Annotated in this window: 25 protein-coding genes; 7 read left to right on the top strand and 18 right to left on the bottom strand. The window is 45.6% G+C overall.

Translation table 11 applies throughout. The features are described 5' to 3' along the window. Positions 1–12: 12 nt before the first annotated feature. The 14 genes from ftsA to mraZ are packed head-to-tail and all read right to left on the bottom strand — an operon-like array spanning position 13 to position 15,508. Positions 13–1,242 (bottom strand): cell division protein FtsA, encoded by a 1,230-nt coding sequence (gene ftsA, locus V1358_RS15410; protein ID WP_347390207.1) that lies wholly within the window; start codon positions 1,240–1,242, stop codon positions 13–15. Then, positions 1,239–2,018: a cell division protein FtsQ/DivIB gene (locus V1358_RS15415; RefSeq protein ID WP_347394117.1), complete on the bottom strand. Its 780-nt coding sequence runs from the start codon at positions 2,016–2,018 to the stop codon at positions 1,239–1,241. The genes ftsA and V1358_RS15415 overlap by 4 nt, the downstream gene beginning before the upstream one ends. Next, positions 2,019–2,930 (bottom strand): D-alanine--D-alanine ligase, encoded by a 912-nt coding sequence (locus tag V1358_RS15420; RefSeq protein WP_347390205.1) that lies wholly within the window; start codon positions 2,928–2,930, stop codon positions 2,019–2,021. It lies immediately after the preceding gene. Beyond that, positions 2,927–4,402 carry a UDP-N-acetylmuramate--L-alanine ligase gene (gene murC, locus V1358_RS15425; RefSeq protein ID WP_440589905.1) on the bottom strand — a complete coding sequence of 492 codons (1,476 nt, stop codon included), beginning with the start codon at positions 4,400–4,402 and terminating at the stop codon, positions 2,927–2,929. Before murC ends, V1358_RS15420 begins: the two co-directional genes overlap by 4 nt. After that, on the bottom strand, positions 4,402–5,457 hold the full coding sequence (murG, locus tag V1358_RS15430; RefSeq protein WP_347390204.1) for an undecaprenyldiphospho-muramoylpentapeptide beta-N-acetylglucosaminyltransferase: 1,056 nt from the start codon (positions 5,455–5,457) through the stop codon (positions 4,402–4,404). Before murG ends, murC begins: the two co-directional genes overlap by 1 nt. Next, the gene (ftsW, locus tag V1358_RS15435; protein ID WP_347390203.1) at positions 5,454–6,677 is read right to left on the bottom strand and encodes a cell division protein FtsW; all 1,224 of its coding nucleotides are present in this window, start codon (positions 6,675–6,677) and stop codon (positions 5,454–5,456) included. The genes murG and ftsW overlap by 4 nt, the downstream gene beginning before the upstream one ends. Next, positions 6,674–8,002, bottom strand: a complete 1,329-nt coding sequence (gene murD / locus V1358_RS15440) for a UDP-N-acetylmuramoyl-L-alanine--D-glutamate ligase (protein WP_347390202.1) — start codon at positions 8,000–8,002, stop codon at positions 6,674–6,676. Before murD ends, ftsW begins: the two co-directional genes overlap by 4 nt. Beyond that, positions 8,003–9,085, bottom strand: a complete 1,083-nt coding sequence (mraY, locus tag V1358_RS15445; protein WP_347390201.1) for a phospho-N-acetylmuramoyl-pentapeptide-transferase — start codon at positions 9,083–9,085, stop codon at positions 8,003–8,005. Continuing rightward, positions 9,085–10,470 carry a UDP-N-acetylmuramoyl-tripeptide--D-alanyl-D-alanine ligase gene (locus tag V1358_RS15450; RefSeq protein WP_347394118.1) on the bottom strand — a complete coding sequence of 462 codons (1,386 nt, stop codon included), beginning with the start codon at positions 10,468–10,470 and terminating at the stop codon, positions 9,085–9,087. The genes mraY and V1358_RS15450 overlap by 1 nt, the downstream gene beginning before the upstream one ends. Then, entirely contained in the window at positions 10,467–11,936 is a 1,470-nt protein-coding gene (gene murE, locus V1358_RS15455; protein WP_347394119.1) for a UDP-N-acetylmuramoyl-L-alanyl-D-glutamate--2,6-diaminopimelate ligase, read from the bottom strand. The genes V1358_RS15450 and murE overlap by 4 nt, the downstream gene beginning before the upstream one ends. Continuing rightward, on the bottom strand, positions 11,929–13,752 hold the full coding sequence (locus V1358_RS15460) for a peptidoglycan D,D-transpeptidase FtsI family protein (RefSeq protein ID WP_347390198.1): 1,824 nt from the start codon (positions 13,750–13,752) through the stop codon (positions 11,929–11,931). Before V1358_RS15460 ends, murE begins: the two co-directional genes overlap by 8 nt. Next, positions 13,749–14,075 carry a cell division protein FtsL gene (gene ftsL, locus V1358_RS15465; protein WP_347390197.1) on the bottom strand — a complete coding sequence of 109 codons (327 nt, stop codon included), beginning with the start codon at positions 14,073–14,075 and terminating at the stop codon, positions 13,749–13,751. Before ftsL ends, V1358_RS15460 begins: the two co-directional genes overlap by 4 nt. Next, on the bottom strand, positions 14,072–15,010 hold the full coding sequence (gene rsmH / locus V1358_RS15470) for a 16S rRNA (cytosine(1402)-N(4))-methyltransferase RsmH (protein ID WP_347394120.1): 939 nt from the start codon (positions 15,008–15,010) through the stop codon (positions 14,072–14,074). Before rsmH ends, ftsL begins: the two co-directional genes overlap by 4 nt. 39 nt (positions 15,011–15,049) lie before the next feature. Then, complete coding sequence (mraZ, locus tag V1358_RS15475; protein ID WP_347390195.1) at positions 15,050–15,508, bottom strand: division/cell wall cluster transcriptional repressor MraZ; 459 nt, start codon at positions 15,506–15,508, stop codon at positions 15,050–15,052. A 420-nt stretch (positions 15,509–15,928) separates the two neighbouring features. On the opposite strand from mraZ, the gene V1358_RS15480 reads away from it, so the two are divergent. From V1358_RS15480 to V1358_RS15490, 3 genes are read left to right on the top strand one after another with little or no spacing between them, the layout of a single operon-like run. Beyond that, entirely contained in the window at positions 15,929–16,234 is a 306-nt protein-coding gene (locus V1358_RS15480) for a DUF883 domain-containing protein (RefSeq protein WP_347394121.1), read from the top strand. Next, positions 16,234–16,671 (top strand): hypothetical protein, encoded by a 438-nt coding sequence (locus V1358_RS15485; RefSeq protein WP_347394122.1) that lies wholly within the window; start codon positions 16,234–16,236, stop codon positions 16,669–16,671. Before V1358_RS15480 ends, V1358_RS15485 begins: the two co-directional genes overlap by 1 nt. Next, complete coding sequence (locus V1358_RS15490) at positions 16,649–16,885, top strand: hypothetical protein (protein WP_347390192.1); 237 nt, start codon at positions 16,649–16,651, stop codon at positions 16,883–16,885. Before V1358_RS15485 ends, V1358_RS15490 begins: the two co-directional genes overlap by 23 nt. Positions 16,886–16,928: 43 nt before the next feature. On the opposite strand, the gene V1358_RS15495 is transcribed toward V1358_RS15490, so the two are convergent. The 3 genes from V1358_RS15495 to V1358_RS15505 all read right to left on the bottom strand — a co-directional run bounded on the left by V1358_RS15495 (position 16,929) and on the right by V1358_RS15505 (position 20,322). Continuing rightward, a complete protein-coding gene (locus tag V1358_RS15495; protein WP_347394123.1) occupies positions 16,929–17,909 on the bottom strand; it encodes a glutathione S-transferase family protein in 981 nt (326 codons plus the stop codon). Between the two features lie 12 nt (positions 17,910–17,921). Further along, entirely contained in the window at positions 17,922–18,761 is an 840-nt protein-coding gene (locus V1358_RS15500) for a pirin family protein (protein ID WP_347394124.1), read from the bottom strand. Between the two features lie 157 nt (positions 18,762–18,918). Beyond that, positions 18,919–20,322 (bottom strand): MBL fold metallo-hydrolase RNA specificity domain-containing protein, encoded by a 1,404-nt coding sequence (locus V1358_RS15505; protein ID WP_347394125.1) that lies wholly within the window; start codon positions 20,320–20,322, stop codon positions 18,919–18,921. Between the two features lie 564 nt (positions 20,323–20,886). Between V1358_RS15505 and V1358_RS15510 the strand changes: the two genes are divergently transcribed. Beyond that, complete coding sequence (locus V1358_RS15510) at positions 20,887–22,203, top strand: site-specific DNA-methyltransferase (RefSeq protein WP_347394126.1); 1,317 nt, start codon at positions 20,887–20,889, stop codon at positions 22,201–22,203. Positions 22,204–22,253: 50 nt separating this feature from the next. On the opposite strand, the gene V1358_RS15515 is transcribed toward V1358_RS15510, so the two are convergent. Then, entirely contained in the window at positions 22,254–23,147 is an 894-nt protein-coding gene (locus V1358_RS15515) for a hypothetical protein (protein ID WP_347394127.1), read from the bottom strand. A gap of 16 nt (positions 23,148–23,163) precedes the next feature. Between V1358_RS15515 and V1358_RS15520 the strand changes: the two genes are divergently transcribed. The 3 genes from V1358_RS15520 to V1358_RS15530 all read left to right on the top strand — a co-directional run bounded on the left by V1358_RS15520 (position 23,164) and on the right by V1358_RS15530 (position 25,601). Continuing rightward, the gene (locus V1358_RS15520; RefSeq protein ID WP_347394128.1) at positions 23,164–23,745 is read left to right on the top strand and encodes a DNA-3-methyladenine glycosylase family protein; all 582 of its coding nucleotides are present in this window, start codon (positions 23,164–23,166) and stop codon (positions 23,743–23,745) included. 280 nt (positions 23,746–24,025) lie between these two features. Continuing rightward, positions 24,026–24,568 (top strand): recombinase family protein, encoded by a 543-nt coding sequence (locus V1358_RS15525; protein ID WP_347394129.1) that lies wholly within the window; start codon positions 24,026–24,028, stop codon positions 24,566–24,568. A 91-nt stretch (positions 24,569–24,659) separates the two neighbouring features. Next, the gene (locus tag V1358_RS15530) at positions 24,660–25,601 is read left to right on the top strand and encodes a tellurite resistance TerB family protein (protein ID WP_347394130.1); all 942 of its coding nucleotides are present in this window, start codon (positions 24,660–24,662) and stop codon (positions 25,599–25,601) included. Positions 25,602–25,823: the final 222 nt, after the last annotated feature.

Consider the following 25,823-nt stretch of genomic DNA (forward strand, 5'->3'; position numbering starts at 1 on the left):
CCGACTTGAGTACTAAAATTCGCCTTGGAACCATTTAGTAATGCGGTTCCACCAGTTACCCTCGTCCGCTTTTGATTTTGTTGCGTTGATCGACTGCATGGTCCGACCATATTGTAACAAACCTACAGCGGTTGCAAACGAAGGATCGCTAACATAATCAGTTAATCCTGTTATCCCTAACGGACTACCGATTCGTACCGGCATTTGGAAAATGTCTTCAGCCACTTCCAAAGCACCAGTCATTTTTGAACTACCGCCAGTTACAACTAAACCAGCAGCAATTTGATCTTCAAAACCAGAACGGCGTATTTCCTCTAACGCCAATTCAAATAATTCTCTAAAACGAGGCTCTACAACCTCTGACAGGGTGTGACGAGACATAATGCGCGAAGGACGTCCGCCTACACTTGGCACTTCAATTTGGTCTTCGTTACTCGCCATTTGGCTACTTGCACACGCATGCTGGACTTTAATTGCTTCAGCGTGCGAAATAGGTGTGCGGAAAATTTTGGCGATATCACCCGTTACTTGGTTACCGGCAACAGGAATAACCGCAGAGTGGCGCAACGCACCATTGATATAGATTGTGATATCCATGGTGCCACCACCGATATCAAGCACTGCCACGCCCAACTCTTTTTCGTCTTCGGTTAACACGGAGTAACACGATGCAAGAGCGTTAAAGATAAGCTGATCGACTTGCAAACCACAGCGCTCTACACATTTTTCGATGTTTTTCGCCATGTCGTTAGAGCAGGTAATAATATGGGCCTTTGCTTCCATACGCACACCACTCATACCTAGAGGGTTCTTAATGCCCTCTTGCATATCGATGCTGTATTCTTGAGGCAGTGCGTGTAGCATTTTACGTTCTGCAGAAATAGGCACGGAGCGCGCAATGTGAATAACATTGTCGATGTCTTCGTCGGTGACTTCGGTATTATTAATAGCCACAACGCCCGTTTCATTTTGGCATTGGATGTGTTTGCCCGAAATGCCCAGATACACTGAACTAATACGGCAATCAGCCATCAATTCCGCTTCATCAATTGCCCGACGAATAGACTCTGAGACCAAGTTCAGATCATTGACACCGCCTTTATCCATACCATGGGATACTTGGCGGCCAACACCAACGATGCTGAGCTTATTGTCATCGGTGATCTCACCTACTGTCGCCACTACTTTAGAAGTGCCGACATCTAAGCCGATAACAAGATTACGTTCTACTGACTTGGTCATACCTTACTCTTTTGTTCTTCTTCCGTTACTTCTAGCGGCTTAAACTGTACCGCTAGCCCGGTATCATATCGCAAATCAACAACATCTACCTGCACATCTTGACGTTTTTTCAAGTGCGGATAGACATCAATAAATCTCTGCACACGCTGTGCTTTATCATCACGCCCTAAATTCAAGCGGATGCCATTGTCTAACCAAAGCTGCCAAGCAAATCGCTCGGACAGTGCCAGGCTTTTAAGCTGTAAGCCATTGACTGCAAACAACTCATGGAAGCGTGAAAATGTTTGCCACGCTTCGATTTCACTGCCTTCAGGACCAAATAGTGCAGGTAATTCTGCACCTAGTTGATCTTGCGGTGCGGAAAATACCTCACCTTTGCGGTTAAGCAACTGATCATCATTCCAAAATGCCACCGCTTCGTGCTCGACCACGTACACTTGCAAGGTATCTGGCCACTGCTTGCGCACAGACGCACTTGCTACCCAAGGTAAGTCCGTCACTAGCTTTTGCACTTGCTTCACATCGAGGTCAAAAAAGCTGTCTAAATCCGCTTGTTTAATCGCGCCGATGATAGCTTGCTCTTGGGTGTATTTAGGCTCGCCCAATACTTGCAATTGTCTGAGCTGAGCGTCCTTATCTCGTACCAACCAATCTGAAAAATTCAGAGTGAGTTTGACTACAAAGAACAATACAACGAGAAAAAAACTTACGCCGAACAGCAAAGACCAATTGGTTTGCTCTTTCATACCACTAAGTTTTTCCCTTATATCAGCCATTTACAGAGTTTGCTCCAAAATTCTGACCACTAGCTGTGCAAAGCTAACACCCGTTGCTTTTGCTGCCATTGGCACCAACGATTTTTCCGTCATCCCAGGAACTGTGTTTACTTCAAGTAGATAGAATTCACCATCCGCGCCTTGCATTGCATCAACACGTCCCCAACCTTGGGCACCCACTAAGTTGAATGCTTTTTCCGCCATGTCTTGCAGTTGGCTCGTTTGCTCAGCGGTTAAATCAGCGGGGCAGTAATATTCAGTAGTACTTGACTGATATTTAGCTTGGTAATCGTAAAAACCCGTTGGCGTGCGCATTTCAATAACAGGCAATGCCTTGTCTGCCAGAATCGAGACGGTAAATTCACGCCCACTTATCCACTGCTCAACCAGCACTTGATCATCAAATTTGAAAGCAGCTTGCAACGCGGCTTCAAGCTCTTGAGCATTGTTTGCCTCGGCCATACCAATGCTTGAACCCTCATGAGATGGCTTGACCATTACGTGACCCAGTTCCGCCATAATCGCTTCACAGTCATAGCCTGCGTTCTTATCGACCACCGCATAAGGAGCTGTTCGTAACCCCGCTACTTGGAAAAGGTGCTTACAGCGAATTTTATCCATCGCTAATGCCGAGCCCAGTACGCTTGAGCCTGTATAAGGCAAGCCCATAAACTCGAGTGCGCCTTGCAGCGTGCCATCCTCACCACCACGACCATGCAGTGCGATAAATACGCGGTCGAAGTTACCTTGCAGTAACTCATGCAATGGTCGACTTGCAGGATCAAACAGATGCGCATCAATGCCAGATTCAACAAGTGCATTGTGCACAGCTGTGCCTGATTTAAGTGACACTTCACGTTCTGCTGACGAGCCACCCAATAAAACTGCTACTTTGCCAAACTGCTGACTCATGATGACACCTGCTCTAATTTTTCTATTTGTAGTTCTGTTGCTGCCAGCTTTTTAACTAACTGACCGATGTTACCGGCCCCTTGGGTGATGACCAGATCATCGGTGCCTAATGTTGTTGCCAACACACTTGCTAACTCATCATGATCAGCGACATGAATCGGCTCGACGCCTCTTTGGCGCAAGCTTCGACACAAGCTCTTAGAGTCTGCACCGACAATAGGTTCCTCACCTGCGGCATAGACATCCAATAAAATTAACTGGTCAACTTCCGCTAATACTTTGACGAAATCTTCGTAAAGGTCGCGAGTACGGCTGTAACGGTGCGGTTGATAAATCATGATCAAACGCTTTTGTGGCCAACCATCGCGAGCCGCTTTAATAGTGACAGCGACTTCACTTGGGTGGTGACCATAATCATCCACTAGCATGGCTTTGCCGCGTTCATTGGTGAACTCACCGTAATGCTGGAAGCGACGGCCAATGCCTTCAAATTTGAGTAGCGCACTTAAAATAGCGCTATCGCTAATGCCTTCATCTTTCGCAACAGCAACCGCTGCAGTTGCGTTGAGCGCGTTATGCTTACCTGGCATGTTGAGCTTCACATCCAAGCGCTCACCTTGTTTTGAGATCACGCTGAACGTACAGGTACTTGCATCTTGGCTGAAGTTTTCAAGGCGATAATCAGCATCGGCGCTTTCTCCATAGGTTGTCACCTGACGAGAAAAACGCGGCACCAACTCTCGCGCCACAGGCGAGTCAATGCACACCACCGCAAGACCATAGAAAGGCAAGTTGTGGATAAACTCCACGTAAGTGTCTTTCATTTTTTCTAGGCTACCTTCGTAGGTATCCATATGATCTTCTTCGACATTGGTGATCACTGAAACCATCGGCTGAAGGTGCAAAAACGATGCATCGCTCTCATCCGCTTCAGCAATCAAGAATCGACTCGAGCCTACACGGGCATTACTACCTGCACTGTTAAGCAAACCACCGATGATAAAAGTCGGATCTAAGTTCGCCTCAGCAAAAATACTGGCAACTAAACTTGTAGTGGTTGTTTTGCCATGGGTGCCGGCAATCGCAATTCCGTGGCGAAAACGCATAAGCTCGGCCAACATTTCAGCCCGACGCACAATTGGTATGCGCGCTTGACGTGCTGCAATGATCTCTGGATTTTGCTCATTAATTGCCGTTGATACCACCACAACCGATGCGTCTTTCACGTTGTTTTGGTCATGGCCAATAAACACTTCAGCACCCGCTTTAATGAGGCGCTCTGTCATCGCACTTTGAGCAATGTCTGAGCCTGTGATGCGATAACCTTCATAGGCCAATACCTCAGCGATACCGCCCATTCCCGCACCACCGATACCGATGAAGTGAATTGTTTCAACGCGGCGCATCGCTGGGCGTTGATTGTCATCTCGTTGTTTGCCCTGATTTGGGGCTGTATTTGTTGTTAAAGTCATTAACTGTACTGCTCACATTCTTTTGCAACTTGCTCTGTTGCATCGAGCTTGGCCAGCGCTTTCGCACGCTTGCCCATCTCGCTCATTAATTCTGTTTGTTGAAAATACGGCGCCAACAATTCGGTTACAGACACGACATTAAAATCACTTTGCTGCATGCATAAAGCAGCATCGTTGTCTGTTAAATAGCGCGCATTCGCTGTTTGGTGATCGTCAACCGCATGCGGGAAAGGCACAAACAATGCCATTCTTCCTGCAGCCGCAATTTCACTCACTGTTAGTGCACCTGCACGGCAGATAACAAGGTCTGCCCAGCGATACGCAGCGTCCATATCATCAATAAATTCAGTCACTTTAGCTTCTAGCGCTAAGGCCTGATACTGTTCGCTCACAACATTTGAGCGACCTTTACCCGTTTGATGCCATACAGATAACGGATATTGTTTTCCTAATTCTGCAAAGGTCTCGGGCAGCGTGTCATTGAGCACCTGAGCCCCCAGCGAACCGCCGACCACCAGGATATTGATTGGAGAACTAACCTGTGCAGGCTCGATATCCATCAGCGATTTCCGTACTGGATTACCCACCACGGAGAAATCTTTTTGCGGTAACGCTCCTGGGAAGGCGCCTAAACAACTGCTAGCAATTTTGGCTAGTAGCTTGTTGCTCATGCCTGCAACTGCATTCTGTTCATGGATCACCAGAGGGATCCCTAAGCTTTTAGCCGCTAAACCAACCGGCCCAGTGACATACCCCCCCATTGCTAACACAGCACTTGGACGGCGTTGTTTCAAAATACGACGCGCTTCTATAAAGGCCTTGCTGACCATAAAAGGCGCTTTAATTAGGCGTTTTACGCCATTACCACGGACACCTTGAGCGCGAATAAAATCAATTTCGATGCCATGCTTTGGCACAACATCGGCTTCCATACGGTCATCGGTCCCCACCCATGACACCTGCCAATCTTTGGCTTGTAAATATTGAGCCACAGCGATGCCTGGGAAAATATGTCCACCAGTGCCACCTGCTACCACGACTAAACGTTTACTCATGCAGCCTCCTGAACTACTGCTGCAGAATTATGTGTGCTGCGACGCGATGAACGCGCATGACCACGCGAAGTTGCCTGTTTCGTTGCCATTTTGGTTTCAAAATCAATGCGCAGTAATACGCCAGCAGCGATTGCCATCACCAATAAGCTCGAGCCACCATAAGAGATAAATGGCAACGTCAGACCTTTGGTTGGCAAAATGCCGGCACTCGCCCCCACATTTACCATGCTCTGAAACGCAAACCAGATACCAATACCCAGTGCTAAATAGCCCTCGTATTCTTTGTTGGCTTTCAACGCGCGTTGCCCGATTAACAGTGCTCTAAAGACCAAGGTTCCCAGTAAAACCAGAACAGTAAATACACCGACAAAACCGAGCTCTTCTGCAACTACAGCGAAAATGAAGTCGTTGTGCGCGTGCGGCATGTATTGCAGTTTCTGGACACTATTGCCTAAACCTTGCCCAAACCAACCACCCTGGCCGTAAGCCATCAGTGACTGCACTAATTGATAACCTTTACCGAATGGATCATCCCAAGGCTCTAAAAAGCCCACTACACGAGCCCAGCGGTAAGGCTCAAATACAATCAGCGCAACAACAAGACCGATGCCCGAAAGCATCAAGGCAAAGAACTGCCACAATTTTGCGCCTGCTAAGAACAGTAAACCAACTGTGGTCACAAACATCACTACCACAGTGCCTAAGTCAGGCTGTAGGAGGATCAGACCCGCATACACAACAAAAACACTAATCGGTTTCACGAAGCCCTTGAAGTTCTCTTGCACTTCATCACGCTTACGCACCAAGTAACCCGCTAAGTAACTGAAAAAGAATAACTTAGCGACTTCCGACGCTTGAATATTAATAGGACCAAGTGGGATCCAACGCTTTGAACCATTGATTTCACTACCGACCACAAGCACAGCGACGAGTAAACCAAACCCCATAAACAACAAATATGGATTGGCCACCTTCCACCACTGCATTTTCACGCTAATGGCAATGGTGAAGAGGATAGCTCCTAAAACAATAAAGGCCGCTTGGCGAAACATGATGTGGTAAGGGTTATCGAATAAACGCTCCCCTTCAGGCATAGAAGCGCTTGTCACCATGACAAAGCCCACACCAATCAAGCAAATTAAGCTGTAAAGCAACGGTACATCGTACAATTGGCCAGATGGCTTTAATTGGAAAAGATCTTTTATTCTATCCCATGTCATAGCTCACCCTCCTGTACATTGTGTGCAAAGTCGTTACCGCGCACCATGTAGTTGGCATACATATCTAGGCTTGCGCACGCGGGTGCCAGCAACACGATATCTTGTGGCTGGGCTAAAGATTTAGCTAAACGTACGGCTTGCGCCATATCAGCAACTGTGTGGCTGCCCGCTTTAAGTGCGGCAATAGCACCACCATCTTTGCCTAGGCAAATTAACTCATCAACATATTGCGCAAGTGGTTCACGCAGAGGTGACAAATCGGCACCTTTGGCATCGCCGCCTGCAATCAATAATAAACGCCCAGGCTCATCGGCAAGGCCATTGATAGCGGCTATTGTCGCGCCCACATTCGTAGCTTTGGAGTCATTGAAATAACGCACACCTTTGATGGTATCAACGTACTGACAACGATGGTCTAAGCCTTTAAATTCCGACAGTGCACGTTCAAATACACCCGCATCAAATTCACAACTGTGACACATGGCCATCACAGCAAGCACGTTCAAGCGGTTATGACTGCCGGGTAATACGGTTTTGCTACACGGCAAAATCGGCTTACCTTGGAACGCAAAATAGGCTTCACCATCGTGCTGCGTAATGTGATAGTCAGCATTGTCTAATGCAAAACTCAGTGCTTCAGCGCCATTTGCTGGCACAGTATCTTTGTCGCTGGCGTTAAAAATTGCTAACTCGCAGCCTTGGTAGATACGTTGTTTGGCGTCAATATAACCCGCCATATCGTCGTATCTGTCCATGTGGTCTTCACACAGATTTAAAATACAGGCCGCTTTAGCCTTGAGGCTGCTGGTTGTTTCCAATTGAAAACTTGAAAGCTCTAAAACGTAGGCATCCGCATCTTGGGCAAGCAAATCAAGTACCGCAGTACCAATATTGCCGCCTAGCCCGACATGCAGACCGCCGCATTCAAGCACATTAGCAAGCAAGGAGACGACCGTGGATTTACCATTGGAACCAGTCACCGCTAACACGGGCTTGGTATTGATGCGGGCAAATAACTCTACGTCACCAATGACCTCCACCCCTGCTGACATCGCTTGCTGTACTTCAGGTGTGGCCAGCGCGAGACCGGGACCAATTAAAATGACATCAAACGACGGCAAATCAGCGTTCGCCAGAGGACCAAAACGCTGTTCAAGGTGCGGAACATGTGAGTCTAACCATATCTGGGTAGGCACTTGCTCACGGGAATCGACCAACACAGGTTGTAAATTATGGGCATGCAAAAAGCGTACAGTGCCCAGACCGGAAATACCCAGCCCAAGCACAGCAATACGTTTGTCTTTTAGCGTGTCTAAATAGCCCATTTATCTAATCTTCAACGTTGCTAATCCAGCAAGAACCAAAACAATTGAGATGATCCAAAAACGCACGATTACGCGAGGCTCTGGCCATCCTTTTAATTCATAGTGGTGGTGAATAGGCGCCATTCTAAAAATGCGTTCGCCACGCAATTTATAGGACCCGACCTGTAAAATCACTGACAGTGCCTCCATGACGAACACACCGCCCATGATCACTAGTACCAATTCTTGACGCACCAATACCGCGATAATGCCCAGCGCACCGCCCAATGCTAGTGAACCTACATCGCCCATAAATACTTGCGCCGGATACGTGTTAAACCACAAGAAACCAAGACCCGCACCAACAATGGCCGTACATACAACCACCAGTTCACTGGTCAGTGGCAAGTGGGGTAGGTGTAAATAGCTTGAGAAATTAGCGTGGCCCGTTACATAGGCCATGATTGCCAGAGCCGACGCGACCAAGATGGTCGGTACAATCGCCAAACCATCGAGACCATCAGTCAGGTTTACGGCATTTGACGTACCCACGATAACGAAATACGTCATCACGATGTAGAACAAACCAAGTTGTGGCATCACATCTTTGAAAAACGGCACAATTAACGCTGTTTCTGACGCCTGCTGTGAGCTTGCGTACAGAGCAAAAGCCACCACCAACGCAATGACTGACTGCCAAAAGTATTTCCACTTAGCAATCAAACCCTTAGGATCTTTACGGATCACTTTGCGGTAGTCATCAATGAAACCCACGATGCCCAATGAGCCGATTACGAACAGGGTTGCCCACACGTATTTGTTGCTCAAGTCTGCCCACAACAAGGTGCTGGTAAAAATTGAGCCCAAGATCAGTAAGCCACCCATAGTAGGTGTACCCGATTTACTTAGATGCGACTGTGGACCATCATCTCGAACAGTTTGACCAATCTGCATGCGTTGCAGTGCCGCAATCAGTTTTGGACCAAAATATAAAGACAACATCAACGCCGTCAGAATGCCTAAAATAGCCCTGAGCGTTAAATATGAAAAAACATGAAACCCACTGTAAAACTGGGTCAGGTATTCAGCTAGCCAAACTAACATTACTTCTCTCCCTCGCTGGCTAACTTTTTGCCATGCACAACTAAATCTTCTACTAAGAGCTCCATGCGAGAACTGCGCGATCCCTTCACGACTACCGTAATTTTTTGTTGTGTCTGACCAAAGTCCTCTAGCATCTGCTCAAGGAGTTGTTCACGCCCCGAAAAGTGGCGTTCGGCTTGTTCGTAGACATCACTGGCGTAACGGCTCAATACGCCCAGAGAATAAACGGCTTCAATGCCACGCTGTTTGGCATACTCACCGACTTGCTGATGATACTCACGCGCACCTTCACCAAGCTCGTTCATATCACCCAATGCCAACACCCGATATCCAGGTACTTTGGCGAGTAAATCAATCGCGGCTTGTACCGATCTCACGTTGGCATTGTAAGTGTCATCAATGACTGTAAGCTGACTTGAAACCTCGATAAGGTTTACGCGCCCTTTGGCTTGCACCATGTTAGCAAGTCCCTTAGCTACATCTTCTAATGAGCAACCAAGACTGCTGGTTAAGGCAGCGGCAATCATCACATTCGTGACATTATGCTCACCCGGCATAGGTAAGCGCACCTGCACTCGCTCGTTTGCAGTACACAAGGTAAAAGTGGGTCTTGCAAACGCGTCAAGTGTCACGTCTTCAGCCCAGACGTCAAGGTGGGCCTTGTTAGAAAACTGTTTAACTGTTCGCGTTCCTAGGCTATCCAACCATTGCTGCTTAAATTCACTGTCGGCATTGATCACCGCCACACCATCATCAGGCAGGCCCTGGAAAATTTCGCCCTTGGCAGTAGCAACACCTTGCAGCGAGCCAAAGCCCTCTAGATGGGCCTCAGCTACATTACAGACCACTGCCACATCTGGCTTAGCCAACGAAGTGGTATAGGCAATTTCGCCTATGTGATTAGCACCAAGCTCAATCACCGCGTATTCATGCTGCTCTTCTAAACGCAACAAGGTAAGCGGCACGCCGATGTCATTATTAAAGTTACCTTTTGTTGCAAGCACTGAGCCCTTGGTCGCCAAAATAGCAGCGCACATCTCTTTAACAGTGGTTTTGCCTACACTACCGGTAATAGCAATGGTTTTTGGCGCAACGTGTTGCTTCACCGCGGCGCCAATCTGACCCAGCGCGAGACGGGTATCTGGAACGATAAATTGCGGTAATTGAGTCTCTACTTTATGGTCAACAATCACGGCGACAGCACCTTGGCGCTGTGCCACCTCAATAAACTTATGTCCATCAAAGTTAGGACCTTTAAGCGCTAAGAACACTTCACCGCTACACAAGGTACGGGTATCCGTATTAATATTGCTGACGCTTACGTTTTCGCCCTCAAAACTAACGTTCAGCGCGCTTGCTAGCCAGTTTAAATCCATCTTAATCATGCGTTTTCTCCTTGCGCTAGTACCTGTTGCACAAGGGTGCGGTCGCAAAATGCGATGGTTTCACTACCAATAATTTGGTAATCCTCGTGGCCTTTGCCTGCAATCAAGACAATGTCGCCGTGTTGTGCTTCATTAATCGCGACGGTAATAGCTTTCGCTCTGTCCACTTCGTAGTGCACATCTACGTTGGCACTAAAGCCCGCTTTGATGTCGTCTAGAATGGCTTGAGGGTCTTCGCTACGAGGGTTGTCACTAGTGACGACAATACGGCTGGCATATTTCTGTGCTGCTTTGGCCATCATCGGGCGCTTACCTTTATCTCGGTCACCACCACAGCCAAACACGCAGGTTACTTTACCCTTAGCGTGCTTATGTAATGCATCCAATGCCAGCTCAAGTGCATCCGGCGTGTGCGCGTAATCGACCACACAGGTTGGTTTTCCTTCTGCGCTGTACGCTTGCATACGCCCCGCAATCGGCTGTAAGTTTTTTGCACCTTCAAGCAGTGGTGCCAATGGGTAGCCCAAACCAAGCAAGGTTGCTATTGCACCGCAAGCATTGTAAAGGTTGAACTCACCGAACAAGGGTAACTCTATGTCCCCTTCGCCCCAGCTACTAGTGATATGCGCTTTTAAGCCATGAGGTAGGTATTCAACTTCCCCGAAATAGACGTATTTACCGTACTGAGGAGGCAGGGTTTCGCGGCCATAGCAAATTAGGTTTTCGAAGGCATAGCGGTCAATCCAGCCTTGTGCGACGCTGTCATCTTGGTTTAGCACCACCATCTGCGCGTCACAATCGCGCATCAAAATCAGCTTGGCATCAGCATAGCTTTGCATATCACCATGATAATCAAGGTGGTCGCGCGACAAATTGGTAAACACAGCCGCTTTGAATTGACTGTTAGACACTCGACCTTGAATCAGCCCGTGTGATGACACTTCCATCGCCACTAAATCTTTTTGTTGTTGTTTTAATTGGGCGAAGATTTGCTGTAGTTCAACACTTGAAGGCGTTGTGTTGGCTAATTCGTTTAGGTTATCTGGTTCACCCCAGCCCAGAGTGCCAATTATTGCGCTGCTTTTGTGGCAGTGCTTGGCCAAATTGGCAATCATCGCTGTAGTTGATGACTTACCGTTGGTGCCAGTAACACCCACTAAATCAAAGCTATGGCTAGGCTGACCGTAAAACTGTGCAGCGAGTTCGCTTAAACGTAAACTCAAACGTTCTACAACGATCACCCGATCGTCTTGATAATTAAGCTCGCAACGACTGTCCGCGATAACCGCACTGGCCCCGCTTTCTATCGCTTGCTGAACAAATTGGCCACCATCGAGTTGATGACCTTTAATTGCCACAAATACGTCGCCGCTTTGTACGCGACGACTATCTAGTTGTAACTCATTAACCAAGCCTATCTCGGTATCAATTCCCCAAGGGGCGAGTACTTCGCGAAGATTACGCATCTCCACCTCCTTTCTTTGCTAGGTTGGCAACGGGTTCTAAATCAGGCGCTACGTTGAGAATGCGCAGCGCATTAGACATAATTTCGGCAAATACAGGTCCTGCAGTGGCACCGCCGTAGTAAACGTCACCACCGGGTTCATTGACCATCACGACAACCGCTAAGCGAGGGTCTGATACTGGGCCAACACCTGCAAAATAACCGACGTATTCATCACCGTAGCCACCCGCTACGGCTTTCTTAGATGTTCCTGTTTTACCTGCAACACGGTAACCATCGACTTTCACTTTTGATGCCGTACCGCCTTTTTCAAAGACACTTTCCATCATCTCAACAACCGATTTAACGTGCTGCTCTTGAAACACACGCTCACCTTGCATCGGTTGTTCTTGTTTGAGGATGGTTAACGGCCGCGAAATACCGCCTGAGCCCAACGTTGCGTAGAAACGCGCTAGTTGCGCAGTGCTTACAGAAATAGCGTAACCAAATGATAGTGTTGCGATTTCAAAATCGTACCAACGTCTATCCGGAGAAAATAGGCCACTGCTTTCACCGACCATGCCAGTGCCTGTGTCACTACCAAAGCCAACGCGCTCGAACAGGCCAACAAAGTAATCTTTCGGTAAGTCTTGGGTTATTTTCGCCACACCCATGTTGCTCGAAACTTTTAAAATCTCACGTAGCGTCATTTCCCCATGGTTACGCGGATCCTGAACCAAACTGCCACCTACACGCATCCATCCAGGATAAGTATCTATGGTGTCTGAAGCTTTAATATTGCCATAATCAAGACCTGCTAAAACCGATAGCGGTTTAATCGTTGAGCCTGGCTCAAATAAATCCGTGATAGCACGGTTACGGCGCTTATAAGGAGCCGCATTTTCTAGGTTATTGGGGTTGAACGACGGACTGTTCACCATCGCTAAAATCTCACCTGTTTTAACGTCCACTACCATGGCCGAACCCGATGTGGCTTTATAGGTTAAAACCGCTGATTTAAGCGCTTTATAAGCGATAACTTGAATACGCTGGTCAATAGATAATTGAATGTCTTCTGGTTCAACCCGCTGGCGCTCATCAAGCACAGCCACTTCACGACCACGCGCATCTTTGCGAATTGTACGGCGACCTTCGGTGCCTGTTAGCGCCTCATCATAGAGTTTTTCAATGCCTTCGATGCCATGGCCATCGATATTCGTAAAGCCCAACACGTGCGCCGTCACTTCACCGGCAGGGTAGTAACGTTTAGATTCATCAAGCAAGTGCACACCAGGCAGATTCAGTTCGTCGATATAGTTAGCCACCGCTGGGGTAACTTGTCGCTTCAAGTAAACAAAGCGACGGTCTTTGTCGCCCACTAAGCGAGTATCAACATTACTGCGCTCTAAACGCAATACGTCGGCCAGTTCACGCCAACGCATATCTTGTTTGTAGAAGGCTTCTTTAAGCTCGGCGAGTTGTTCGGGCCTGTCTAATATATCTTGGGGGTCTTGGCCTTGTTTCTTGGCTCGGGCCGTGACTTTCTTTTGCAGATATTTATCGATAGCTTTAGGGTCTGCATATACGCTCACTACGGGCACACTGACCGCTAATTCTTTGCCTTGACGGTCAAAGATCATTCCGCGCTGTACGTGAAGTTTCTCAACACGCACAGTACGCTTGGCGTTTTCACTGCGCGCTTTATCCGGTTCGATCACCTGCAAATACGCAGCACGCGCCACCAAGGTTACAAACACCATAAGCACAGCACTGCACACAAGTACAAAGCGCCATGTAATTAAGTTGTTTGATGCCTTTTTGCGTTTAGCTGCATTCATTGCACTATCACCACTTCTTCGTCTTCACTCGTAGGGCGTTTCATTTTTAATTGCTCGGTTGCAATTTCTTCGATACGCGCATGCTGCGAGTAAAATTCCTCTTCTACTAATAGGTAACGCCAGTTCAAATCGAGCTCATCACGCTCTTGCAGTAACTTGTCCTGCGCGATTAACTCAGCACGCGATAAATGCGTTACTTGCACTATGGCTAACGCAGTTATCAAGATAGAAAAAAGCAGCCCCAACGTGATTTTATTGTCAAACAATCCCCGTATAATCTCGACGAAGAGATTTGGATGGCGTCTTGCTTGTTGTTGGCTCATCCCAATCTCTCGGCTACACGAAGGACGGAGCTGCGCGCACGGCTATTGCGAGCGATTTCTTCATCGCTCGGCTTAATGGCTTTGCCTACTGCCTTTAGCGTCAACTGTTGTTTTAGTTGTGCATCGGTTAACGGCAGACCTCTAGGCACAGCCTCTCCCTTGCTCTGCTTCTTAATAAACTGTTTTACGATTCTGTCTTCCAATGAATGGAAGGAAATAACCACTAGTCGACCACCGGGTTTAAGCACTTCTAGCGATGCTTGCAAAGCAGTCTGAATTTCTTCTAATTCACTATTGATATAAATACGGATCGCTTGGAATGTGCGCGTTGCCGGATGCTTATGTTTGTCTTTCACCGGTACGGCTTCATCAATCAATTGCGCCAATTGCGCCGTTGATGTAATAGCCGTGTGCTCACGTGTTTCAATAATTTTGGTGGCTATACGACGGGCAAACTTCTCCTCGCCATACTTTTTGAACACAAACACCATGTCTTCCAATTCAGCTTCTTCAAGCCATTGCGCGGCGCTGCGCCCTTGCTCTGGATTCATACGCATATCCAGCGGGCCATCTTTCATAAAACTAAAACCGCGCCCAGCGTCATCCAATTGTGGTGACGAAACACCGATATCAAGCAAAATACCGTCAACTTTGCCTGTTAAACCTTGTTCACGTGCGACTTCATCAAGTAGTGAAAAGCGACTATGAGCAATACTGAAACGCGCATCACCTGCGAAGCGTTCAGCCGCTTTAATCGCTGTTGGATCTTGGTCAATCGCCTGTAAGCGGCCGTTGTCGCCAAGACGTGCGAGAATCTCTGCTGAGTGGCCACCACGGCCAAAAGTACCATCGATGTATATGCCGTCTGGCTTAATCGCTAGTGCATCGATAGTTTCCGTCATCAGTACGGAGATATGTTGAAATTCTTCGCTCATGCGTACCCTTTAGGTATACCTATGGTTTGACCAATCGGTTTAGAATGAAAAATCGAGTAGATCATCATCCTGTTCAAATTCTTGTCCTAATTCGAGCGCGATGTCGTCCTGCATTTGTTTTTGCCACAGCGCTTCATCCCAAATTTCAAACTTGTTTAACTGACCCACCAGCACAACCTTCTTACCCAATTGGGCATAATCGCGAAGATTCGGTGCTAACAGCACGCGACCGTTTTTGTCTAGTTGGTAGTCCATAGCGTTACCAAGAACAAGACGTTGCATACGCTTTGCTCTGGGTTTCATATTGGGTAGAGACGCGAGGCGTTGTTCAACAATCTGCCATTCGCTCAAGGGGTACAGCAATAAACACGGATCGCTGATATTGATTGTGCATATAATTTCGCCGCCATTGTCCGCAAGCAGCTGATTACGATACTTGGTTGGTATCGCAAACCTGCCCTTGTCATCAAGGCTAAGTGTGCTCGTGCCGCGAAACATGCGTTAGTTGCCATCCGTTTTGTTGCTGTTATTTTTTGTGAGAAGTAGATCCACAATGATCCACTTATACCCACAATTTCCCACTGAACTACAGTCTAGGGCTTGACAAGGCTTTTTGTCAAGCAATGAAAATATCTAAAACAGTGTGAAACCCCAGATATAATGCGGCCTTAAAGGAAGTTGCTGAATTAGGTGGGAAAAAGTGGATCAGATTCTTACTGAGTGTGCAAATGTTCACTTTTTATTCAGATGATGAATGAATTCAACTATTTTCTTGTAAAACAATAAGGAACAAACTCCATTATTTTGTACTAGGCTTTAATGAGGAGAATTATCAATTTGTAACTTACTGTTTTTAAGGAAGTTGCATTATTATGAGAAATGTTGAGTTTGAATACAGATGATTAAAAGGAAAAAGTCGTGAGTACAAAACAAAGCACCACTAAAGATACTGAGTCCCATGCTCCCACCACCGAACAGGCCGCAAAAGTGGCACACGAAACCATTGATAAAGTGGCGCACAAGGCTGCCGATGCGGAACAATACGTCAGAACCCATGCGCAGCAGTCCAAAGAGTCGATAAGTCAACAAAAAGAGCAACTTGAACAAAGTTTGCAAGACTCCATCGACCGCACCAAAGCTTTCGCCAAAGAAAATCCGCTGCTATGCGCAGGATTAGCCTTTGTGGCAGGAATGATTTTCACCGCATTAATGAGACGCCGATAATGAGTGCTGAACAAGCCACCAGTGAACAGCATGCAACTCACAGCGATGCATCGCTAACTGGCGCGGCTGCAATTTTTCAACGCTTGTTCTGTGATTACTTGTCACAAGCGAGCTGTGTGGGTGAATTGGCCAAAACAGAAGCGCAACTCAGTGCCAAAGCACTGTTGCTTACCGTTGGGCTGATTGTCGCTATCGCCATGAGTGCCATTGTTGTTTGGCTGAGCTTATTAGGAGCAAGTGCTTACTTACTCTATCTGATATGGGACTCGGTGCTTGTTAGTGCAGCTGTCATTATCATTCTACAAGGCCTACTCATTCGCTGGTTATTAGGGCAACTTGGTCAAGCAATCGAGCGCATCGGCTTTTCCCGCACGCTCAATGTTATTTCTTCAGCCAAAGAGCAGGAGCAAAACGATGCTAGCCAAGCGACTTCTTAACTCACAAGAGCGCTATGCGCAGCTACTTGAAGAACAAGCACTGATACGTAAGCAACTGATTGCTATTCAAAAGCAAGAATTGCATGAACAAGGTGGAGAGTTGATGACACAACCTAAGGGAGTGCTCACAGCCTTTTGCGCTGGTGCACTGACCGGGTGGCTAAAAGGCACAATGTCATTTGATATTATCCGTATCGCACGGCTGTTCTTATAATACCTCAAGCGCCAACAAACTTTGCTGGCGCTCGGTGATTACATTATTTCATAAACACTCGATTATGCGGCCGAGTGAAGTCGAGTTTAGGCCCCGCTGGTACAACTTGAGTGGGGTTTATCATCGTATGGCTAAAGTAATAATGACGCTTAATGTGCTCAAAATTGACTGTTTGCGCAACACCTGGAACTTGATATAAATCGCGTACGTACTGCGAAATATTTTCATAACTTTCCAACATACGCTGGTTACACTTAAAGTGCCCAAAATACACAGCATCAAAGCGGATCAAAGTAGTGAACAAACGCCAATCGGCTTCGGTGAGCTGCTCGCCGACGAGGTAACGCTGTTTGCTCAATCGCACTTCCAATTCATCCAATGCCGCAAATAAGCTGTGATATGCCTGTTCGTATGCTTTCTGCGTAGTGGCAAAGCCCGCTTTGTACACGCCATTATTGATTTTGTCGTACACAAACTCGTTAACGTCATCAATTTGGGAGCGTAAAGCTTGAGGGTAAAAGTTAAGCTGATTGTCCGTTAGGTGATTAAACGCGTCGTTAAACATGCGGATAATTTCCGCTGATTCGTTACTAACTATTCGTTGCTGCTGCTTGTCCCACAGCACTGGAACCGTCACGCGTCCGCTATATTGAGGATTGTTACGGGTATAAATTTGGTGCATAAACTCACTGTGATACAAATCATCACCCGAACTCCCAGAAGCTTTATCGAAAGTCCAACCTTGCTCCAACATATCCGGGCTGACCACAGAAACGCTGATGTAATCCTGCAGACCTTTTAACGCACGAAAAATCAACGTACGGTGTGCCCATGGGCACGCCAACGAAACATATAAATGATAGCGATCTTTCTCTGCAGCAAAGCCGCCCTCTCCACTTGGGCCTGGGCGACCATCGCTGGTCACCCAATTGCGCAACTGCGCGCCTTCTCGCTTAAACTGACCATTGCTGCTTTCGGTGTCATACCATTTGTCGTGCCATTTACCTTCAATGAGTAATCCCATAGTGTGTGCTCCTTATGCTATCGTGCCAAAGCGGCCTTGGCGATAATCTTCAACGGCTTGATGAAGCTGCTCTTGAGTGTTCATTACAAAAGGACCCCAATGGGCAATGGGCTGTCGTAACGGCTGTCCTTTTAACATCAAAAATCCTGCTTGTTCATCGGCCTGAGCTTTAATCGGCTCTCGCGGGTCAACAATAAGTAAGGTGCCGCTGGTGTACTCCTTACCTTGCACAATTAGAGAACCTGAGTGTATGTATAATAGTGCGGTCTCACTTTGCATTGCTGGTAAATCTACCTGTGAGCCTGAATCAACAGACACATCGGCTATCGCCGCGCTTGCTGAAAGTCGCGTTAATGGCGATGCCACTGTTTTATCGCCTATCTGCCAGCTTCCCGCTAAGGCTTTGAGTGCAAGACCGTGACCGTTATCCTCAACTGGCAATCCTGACTCACTCGAATCTTGGTAAAGCGGTGGATTCATTTTGTCGGCGCTGTCCATGTTGATCCAAATTTGGAAGCCATGGAGCCCTTCGCTATCAGCCAACGGCATTTCACTGTGTATAACACCTCGGCCAGTACTCATCCATTGCACATCACCACTGCGCACTGCCTTTTTGTTACCCATATGGTCGCGGTGCTCAAAGCCACCTTTAATAATATAGGTAAACGTTTCTATACCGCGGTGAGGGTGAGCAGGAAAACCACCGATAAAATCTTGGCGATCGTCTGACTTTAATTCATCTATCATCAAAAACGGATCGAGAAAGCGACCATCGAAGCCAGGAATACGCTGAATATTCACGCCATCCCCATCTTGGGTTGGTTGCGCTTTAAATACATGTAGGATGTTCATACACACCTCCAAATAGTTGATGACTCAGTGTAGTGTGCATTTTTGTGTAAAGTAATGGCAGGATTTAGCATTGTGGATGCTAAAAATTAGCATCCACTGTAAATAGCTACCTTGTTACTCACTATTTTGGCCAAGCAATAGATTGCTATCGAAGGCATTAAAACGAAATTGTTTCCCCTAAAATGGGAATATGGGCATTTATGTTGTGTTCCACTGCTAGCTTGTTTGCCAGCGCGTCTAAAGCATCTAATTCACCGTGAACTAATACAACCTGAGGAGCCGTTTTAAAGTGAGTGATCCATTCAATGAGTGCTGCTTGAGCAGCATGCGCAGAGAAGCCCCCAAGAGTTTCAATATCTGCTTTTACGATAATATCATCGCCGAAAAGTTTAACGTGTTGAGCACCATCGACTAAAGTTCGACCTAATGTGCCATTAGCCTGATATCCAACGAAAATTAACGTATTACGACTGTCCCATATACGGTGTTTAAAATGATGTGTTATTCGTCCTCCTGTACACATGCCGCTGCCCGCAATAATGAGCGCTCCTTTACTTATTTTATTTATCGCCATGGAGTCTTCCGCTGCAACCATCAAATGCAGGGTCGATAAAAAGTCTTTTAACAGTGATTGTTCCCCTGTGCACAGTGTTTTCACACCTTCACAATCTAACGTTGGCAACCACTGGTCATACACACTGGTCACTTCAATGGCCATCGGACTATCCAAGAATACTTGCCAATTATCCAATTCACCCGCTAGCTGTAATTTGCCTAGATAAAGCAGCAACTCTTGTGTGCGCCCAACTGCAAATGCAGGAATCATCACATTTCCGCCCTTTTCAAAAGCAGTATGTAAGATATCTCTAAATTGAGTTTGCGTATCTCCTAGTGATTTATGCTCACGATCACCGTAGGTACCTTCCATAAGCACAATGTCGGCCTCTTCGAGCATCGTAGGGTCATTCATCAATAAGGTGTCTTTGTTGCCGAGATCGCCGGAGAAAACGAGTGTTTTTGATGTGCCATTGTCTTCAAATGTTAGCTCCACAATAGCAGAGCCGAGAATATGCCCAGCGTCAAAAAAGGTGAGCGTTGCCCCCATGGGCAACTGTATTTTTTCCTTGTAGGCAAATGGCTTGACGCTCTCCAACACATTTAAAACATCGTCTTTGCAATACTGTGCTGTGAGTTCGGACTTACCTTTTCTTGCCCGCTTACGATTTTCTCTACGCAAATCACTTTCATACAAGCTAAGCGCATCAAACAACATGATAGGCAGTAGCTGCGCCGTTGCCTGAGTACAATATATTGGCCCTGCAAAACCATCATGGACCAGCGAAGGAAGTCGGCCCGAGTGGTCTAAATGGGCATGAGAAAGAATCACAGCGTCAATCGCTGTTGGGTTGAAAGCGAATTGCTCTCTGGAGACTAAATTTTTAGCTCGAGTACCTTGATGCATTCCACAATCAAGTAGCACATCGCCAAGCGATGGTGCATTAACGAGGTGGCAAGACCCTGTAACTTCTTGAGCTGCACCAAAAAATGTAATTGTTGCCATAATGGTCAACCAACAATATTAAGTGGAAGAGACTGTTTTATAAGTCTAGTGGCTATAGGACGTAAGGTAAGTAGTCGCGCCTAAATATTTCGTTGAGTTCGATATCGCTAGTGATACGCCATACCAATGAAGTGCGTGATGGTCGTCTTTGAGGGTTTCCAAAACCGCCTGAGATTCAGGCGGCCAAGGAAATATGTGAGTCAGCCTGTAAGTTAACTGAATCGCCCAATCACAATCTGGAATGACTGCAACTCATATGGTTTCAAGTGGTTGGGAATTTTAGTGGTGTGTACCAAACCATGTACCACTGATACACGGATTTCAATGAAGATGTATGAAATTTTAGAAAACTGTTTGAAAGATCAATCGGTTAATAAAATTTTTGAGACAGCTTATATGATTAATAGATATCCAACTTAACGGTTAAATAAACTTATAGCACTGCAACTTCAAATTTGATCTGCGCTAAGTAACTCACCTAGTTTCAATCTATCGGCGCAATCCTTTACAATAGCAACTACGTCTAACATAATACTGTATATAAAAACAGTTTAGAGAAGAAGAATGGCTACTGGGATTAATAAAAATGAGCAGCACAGCGAAGATGCTTTACTCGCAGGTTCGGTTAAAACGGAGCCCTTCCCATTGCCAAGTTGCAACGATCAAATTGTACTAAGTTACCCTAACAAAGTATCTGAAGCAGAAGTATTGCAGTGTGTTGAGCATGATTACGTTCAGCTCACCCAAGATGGTAATGCTGAAGGCATTGAAGCGGTTCCTCTCAACTCTCTTGTATTAGCTGACAATTTTTTTGGCTTAAAGAGGTTGCTTGAAGACTACAAAGGTAAGGTGAGGCTAATATACCTCGATCCTCCCTATGGAACCGGAATGGAGTTCCATTCAAGGAAGCTAGAACATGCATATCAAGATATTTTAGGAACCGCTTCATGGGTAGAAATGATGCGCAGAAGACTAATCTTAATGAGGGAGTTACTTGCGGAAGACGGGACCATTTATGTTCATATTGGACATCAAATGTTGTTTCATCTTAAGGTCATCATGGATGAAGTATTTGGTATTGAGAACTTTAGAAACGTAATCAGCCGCAGAAAGTGTAGTTCCAAAAACTCAACCAAAAAGCAATACCCTAACCTGCATGATTATGTTTTGTTCTATAGCAAATCAAAAAAGTGGATTTTCAACCAACCTGGAGTTCCAGCTCCTAAAGACTGGATTGAAAAGGAATATAATAAAGTCGATTCAAAAGGTCGATACAAATTAGTGCCTATTCATGCACCTGGAACGAGGAATGGTGAGACGGGTAAGGAATGGAAAGGCATGATGCCCCCTCCAGGTAAACATTGGCAGTATAAACCCTCTAAATTAGATGAACTTGATGCCAATGGAGAGATACACTGGTCGAAGACTGGGAATCCAAGACGTAAGGTCTATTTACCTAAAGACAAACAAGTACCTATCACCGACTTATGGGATTTGTACCGGGATGCACATCATCAAAGTAAAATGATAACTGGTTATCCGACAGAAAAAAATTTGGATATGTTAAAGATGATTGTTGAGGCTTCTTCAAATCCGAATGATATAGTTTTGGACCCCTTCTGTGGTTCAGGAACAACGCTTCAAGCCGCTGAAGAGCTAGGTAGGAAGTGGATAGGCATTGATCAATCTTTCACTGCAATTAAAGCCACTCTAACCAGAATGAGACACGGCCTGCAAAAGATGGGGGACTATGTGAACACTGAGAAAGCTACACACCCAAAACCATCAGAAGCACCACATATCTACACAAGTAACTTCATTGTTGACCGAGATGTATTGAGGGCTCATCAAGAGGAAATTGAAGAACTCAATTCGATATAACAAAGTGTACAGACGAGAGTGCTCTCTCGTCTTTATTTAACTGGCTAACCTCAGCTGTACAACCAATCTAAAGTTAATCGATGTGGGGCTGTTAATAAAGTAGTCACGCGAACTTGATCACCCCACTGCCCATCAAGATAACAGGCTTCTTGCCATGTATCATTGTGCGTCAGACCTGGACCATCCGACAAGAATATTAGTTTAAATGCTTCACCTGACTGCTCACAGAATGCAACGGCTTTAGCTACTTTATCACTATTACCACCCGTACGATCATCTGACTGGGAGCCACCTCTCGTACTGTCATACCTTGCAAATCCAACAGCTAAGACCCTTCCAGACTCACTACATCGCAAGACAAAATCACAAGGGTAATCCCCAACAAACTGAGGAAATACACTTGATAGTTGTATATCTTTTCCTGCACCTCTCGGGCCTTCTATTGCAATTGCACCACCAAAGTTCGTCTCTACCCAGTCAAAAAAATTATCGGTAAGTATATAACCTTGCTCACCTCGACTATCGTATTCACCCAGCAGAGCAGCTAGAGAAAGTGCATGCTCATAAGAAAGATTAGCGAACTGACTCTGTAGAAGACCAATATCCTTGAATGTTGATCCGTAATTATCAACAAAAACCTGTGTAGGTATCTTCATAATTTTTTTTGTAGCTTCGGTATCACACACAGTACTTACACAGCGCCTAAACAATTTTAAAAGTGACATTCTGACATCGGCATTAAATGCTCTAGGAGTTCGGATTCGGTCAAGCAATTGAGCACTAGAGTGACTAGCTAGAACTAGCTCCCTGAATAATCCAATTTCATTCTCATAGTTTTGCATTCTGGGTCCCAAAAACTCAGGAAAGGTAACACCAGATTCAATAGCTGTAATAATAGAGTGAGGATTTGATATAGTTGAAAAGTAAGACTGATTTCCGTTCACGTGAGGCTTCCTGTAAATGACTGAACACATTAAAAGGTATATTCAAAAGCAATACCCTAACCTCATAGAGCTTACCGAAGAATGTTCGTCAGTGGAAGCTATCATACCAAGTGAATTCAATACGATAACAGCAGTTACAAAGATTATTGTTGGGCAGATGCTCTCTAGGAAGGCGGCCGAAACAATTTACTCAAGGGTACAAAGTGGGCTTGATAAATCTAAAAAGGATTTACATGAAATCACCATTTCTGAGCTTAGGGAGGCTGGTGTGTCACAAAGGAAAGCTCAGGCTATTACTAATTTCTTCAAACTATACAAAACCGACCCTGCAAAGTTTAATAACTGGCAACACCTAGACTATCAAGAGCTATATGAGCAAGTGTCAACCATATGGGGGATCTCATCCTGGACCGCTTCGATGTTAGCCATATTTCACTACGCGAATGAAGACGTTTTTCCGTATTCAGATGGAACTATCAAGAGAGCCCTTGAGCGTTTGCAGCACAGGGGAATCAACATTGATCCCTCTCTTGCAAAACCATACAGGTCATATCTTGCACTTTACTTATGGAAATTTATAGATGAGCAAATTATTTAACTTAATCATTGATACAAAGTCTAAACCGCATAGTTTAAGTACACTCGAAAATTACGGCTTTGTTTAACTTCAGCTAAGCCGTAAGCAACAAGTACAAAATCATAATCAGTCGTCAAAAATGGATAGAGAAATTTTACTGGTTAGATCATCAGTGTTCATTTTAAGTGTACTCAAAATAGCCGTTCAGTTTCTTGCCTAAGACTGTCTGTTTTAAGCCCTGTTGGATTTTATAGTAGCCAGATATCATCAACGTCATAGACTTAAAACAGGCACTTCTACTATGACTAAACAAATCGGATACATTCGTGTTAGCTCAGTTGATCAAAACACAACTCGCCAATTAATCGACGTTAAGCTTGATAGGACCTTCATTGACAAGTGCAGCGGCAAAGATACTAACAGGCCAGCTCTCAAGCAGTTAATTGAATATGCTCGTGAGGGTGATGTGGTTCATTGCCATGACATAAGCCGCATGGCACGTAACACCGAAGATCTTCTGCGGTTGGTTCGTCTATTTACCGAGCAAGGTATTAGTTTGAAGTTCTATAAGGAACACCTTGATTTTGCAGGCACCAATAACCCAGCTCAAGACTTGATGCTGACGCTATTAGGCGCAATCTACCAATTCGAGCGTTCAATGATACTTGAGCGCCAGCATGAAGGCATAGCCATTGCTAAAGCTAATGGTAAGTACAAAGGCAAAGGAATTAACAAGGAACTGCACGAGCGCATAAGGCAGATGTACTCTGAAGGCATGAATAAAATGCAGATAGCAAAAGCTCTAGGCTGTGCTAGGGCTACGGTGTATAAAGCCATTAAGTAATGATCAAACACAAAGTTAAGATGCAGTTATTGTTAATTTCTCATGTATATGATTATCATAAAGAAGAGTCCACACATTAAGAGCCGCCTCTATGAACTCACAAAGTGAACCTGAATTATATAGAAATTACTGGGCTACATACTTTCCTGATTATGCCGACAACAAAAGGTTCCAAGAAATATATATTCGTTACGCGTTAATCGGCCGAGTTTGGCTCGCTGACGGTTTCGTATCGTCGGAAGAGCTAGACTGGTTCGATGATCTATTTTACGCAACATACCACACTGAAGAAGGCTCTATCGCTTTTGATGCAGGTCTCTCAGCAGGATCAAGTCCAGCCAGGGAATTATCGGATGAAACACTTTTGGCTTTATGCTCCCAATTAACTGATAGAAAGCGGAATGAAGTAACATTAAAAGCACTATTTAAAGCCGCATTTCTCGATAAACATCTTGATAAATCTGAGTATGATTTTATCCAAAAAGTTGCTACAGCATTCAAATTCCGAATCCCTTCTTTTGAAGTCATGGAGCAGAAGCTTAATAAAGATATCACCAGAGCGAAGGGGGCGAAGGTTCAAAAGGTCACTGATGTCATTAACGTGACTTCGAAGTCCTTGGCAACCTTTGGGAGTGCCTTGGTATATTTATTAGACACTATCGTAGGGAGCAGCGAAAGCTCTAGTGATTCAAATCCTAGAATGCGGACTCAGCGGTCATCCACCAAAAACAGAAAAGGCGCCTCGATTACAGGAACCAACACAAAATCTAGCAAACGGCCTAAACGTCCTTCCACCAAAAAACTTGAAGCTAATTCCATTATTGGGCGTAGCCGGAAAGTTTGCTGCACATGTGAATATTGGACAGGGGATAGAGAAGTTTCAAACCCTAATGGCACGCGAGGCGTGGCACTGAAGGGTGGTGGGAAAGTAAGAGGCGGTTGCTTAAATAAAGAAAGTGATTACAGAAATTCTAAAAACCGACTGGCTACTGTCACATGCTCTAAGTGGACTTTGTGGGAGGTCATAGGCTAGTGAATTATCATCGCCTTATTTCACCAATACAGACAGAGCATTAAAAACTCGGCTAGGTCTCATCATTGTTATATTAAGTGCCGATGAAACTGAGCTTTTAGCAAAAAACAACTGTTACCAATCAAACTCTATTTATGTGAGTAATCAAAAACATGAATTTATCTGGGTCACTTTTTAGTGCGCCCCTATAATAATCACCGCTCATGAGGAAACTGGAAGGTA

It is taken from the genome of Pseudoalteromonas pernae (genome assembly GCF_039831865.1).
Classification (GTDB): Bacteria; Pseudomonadota; Gammaproteobacteria; order Enterobacterales; family Alteromonadaceae; genus Pseudoalteromonas; species Pseudoalteromonas pernae.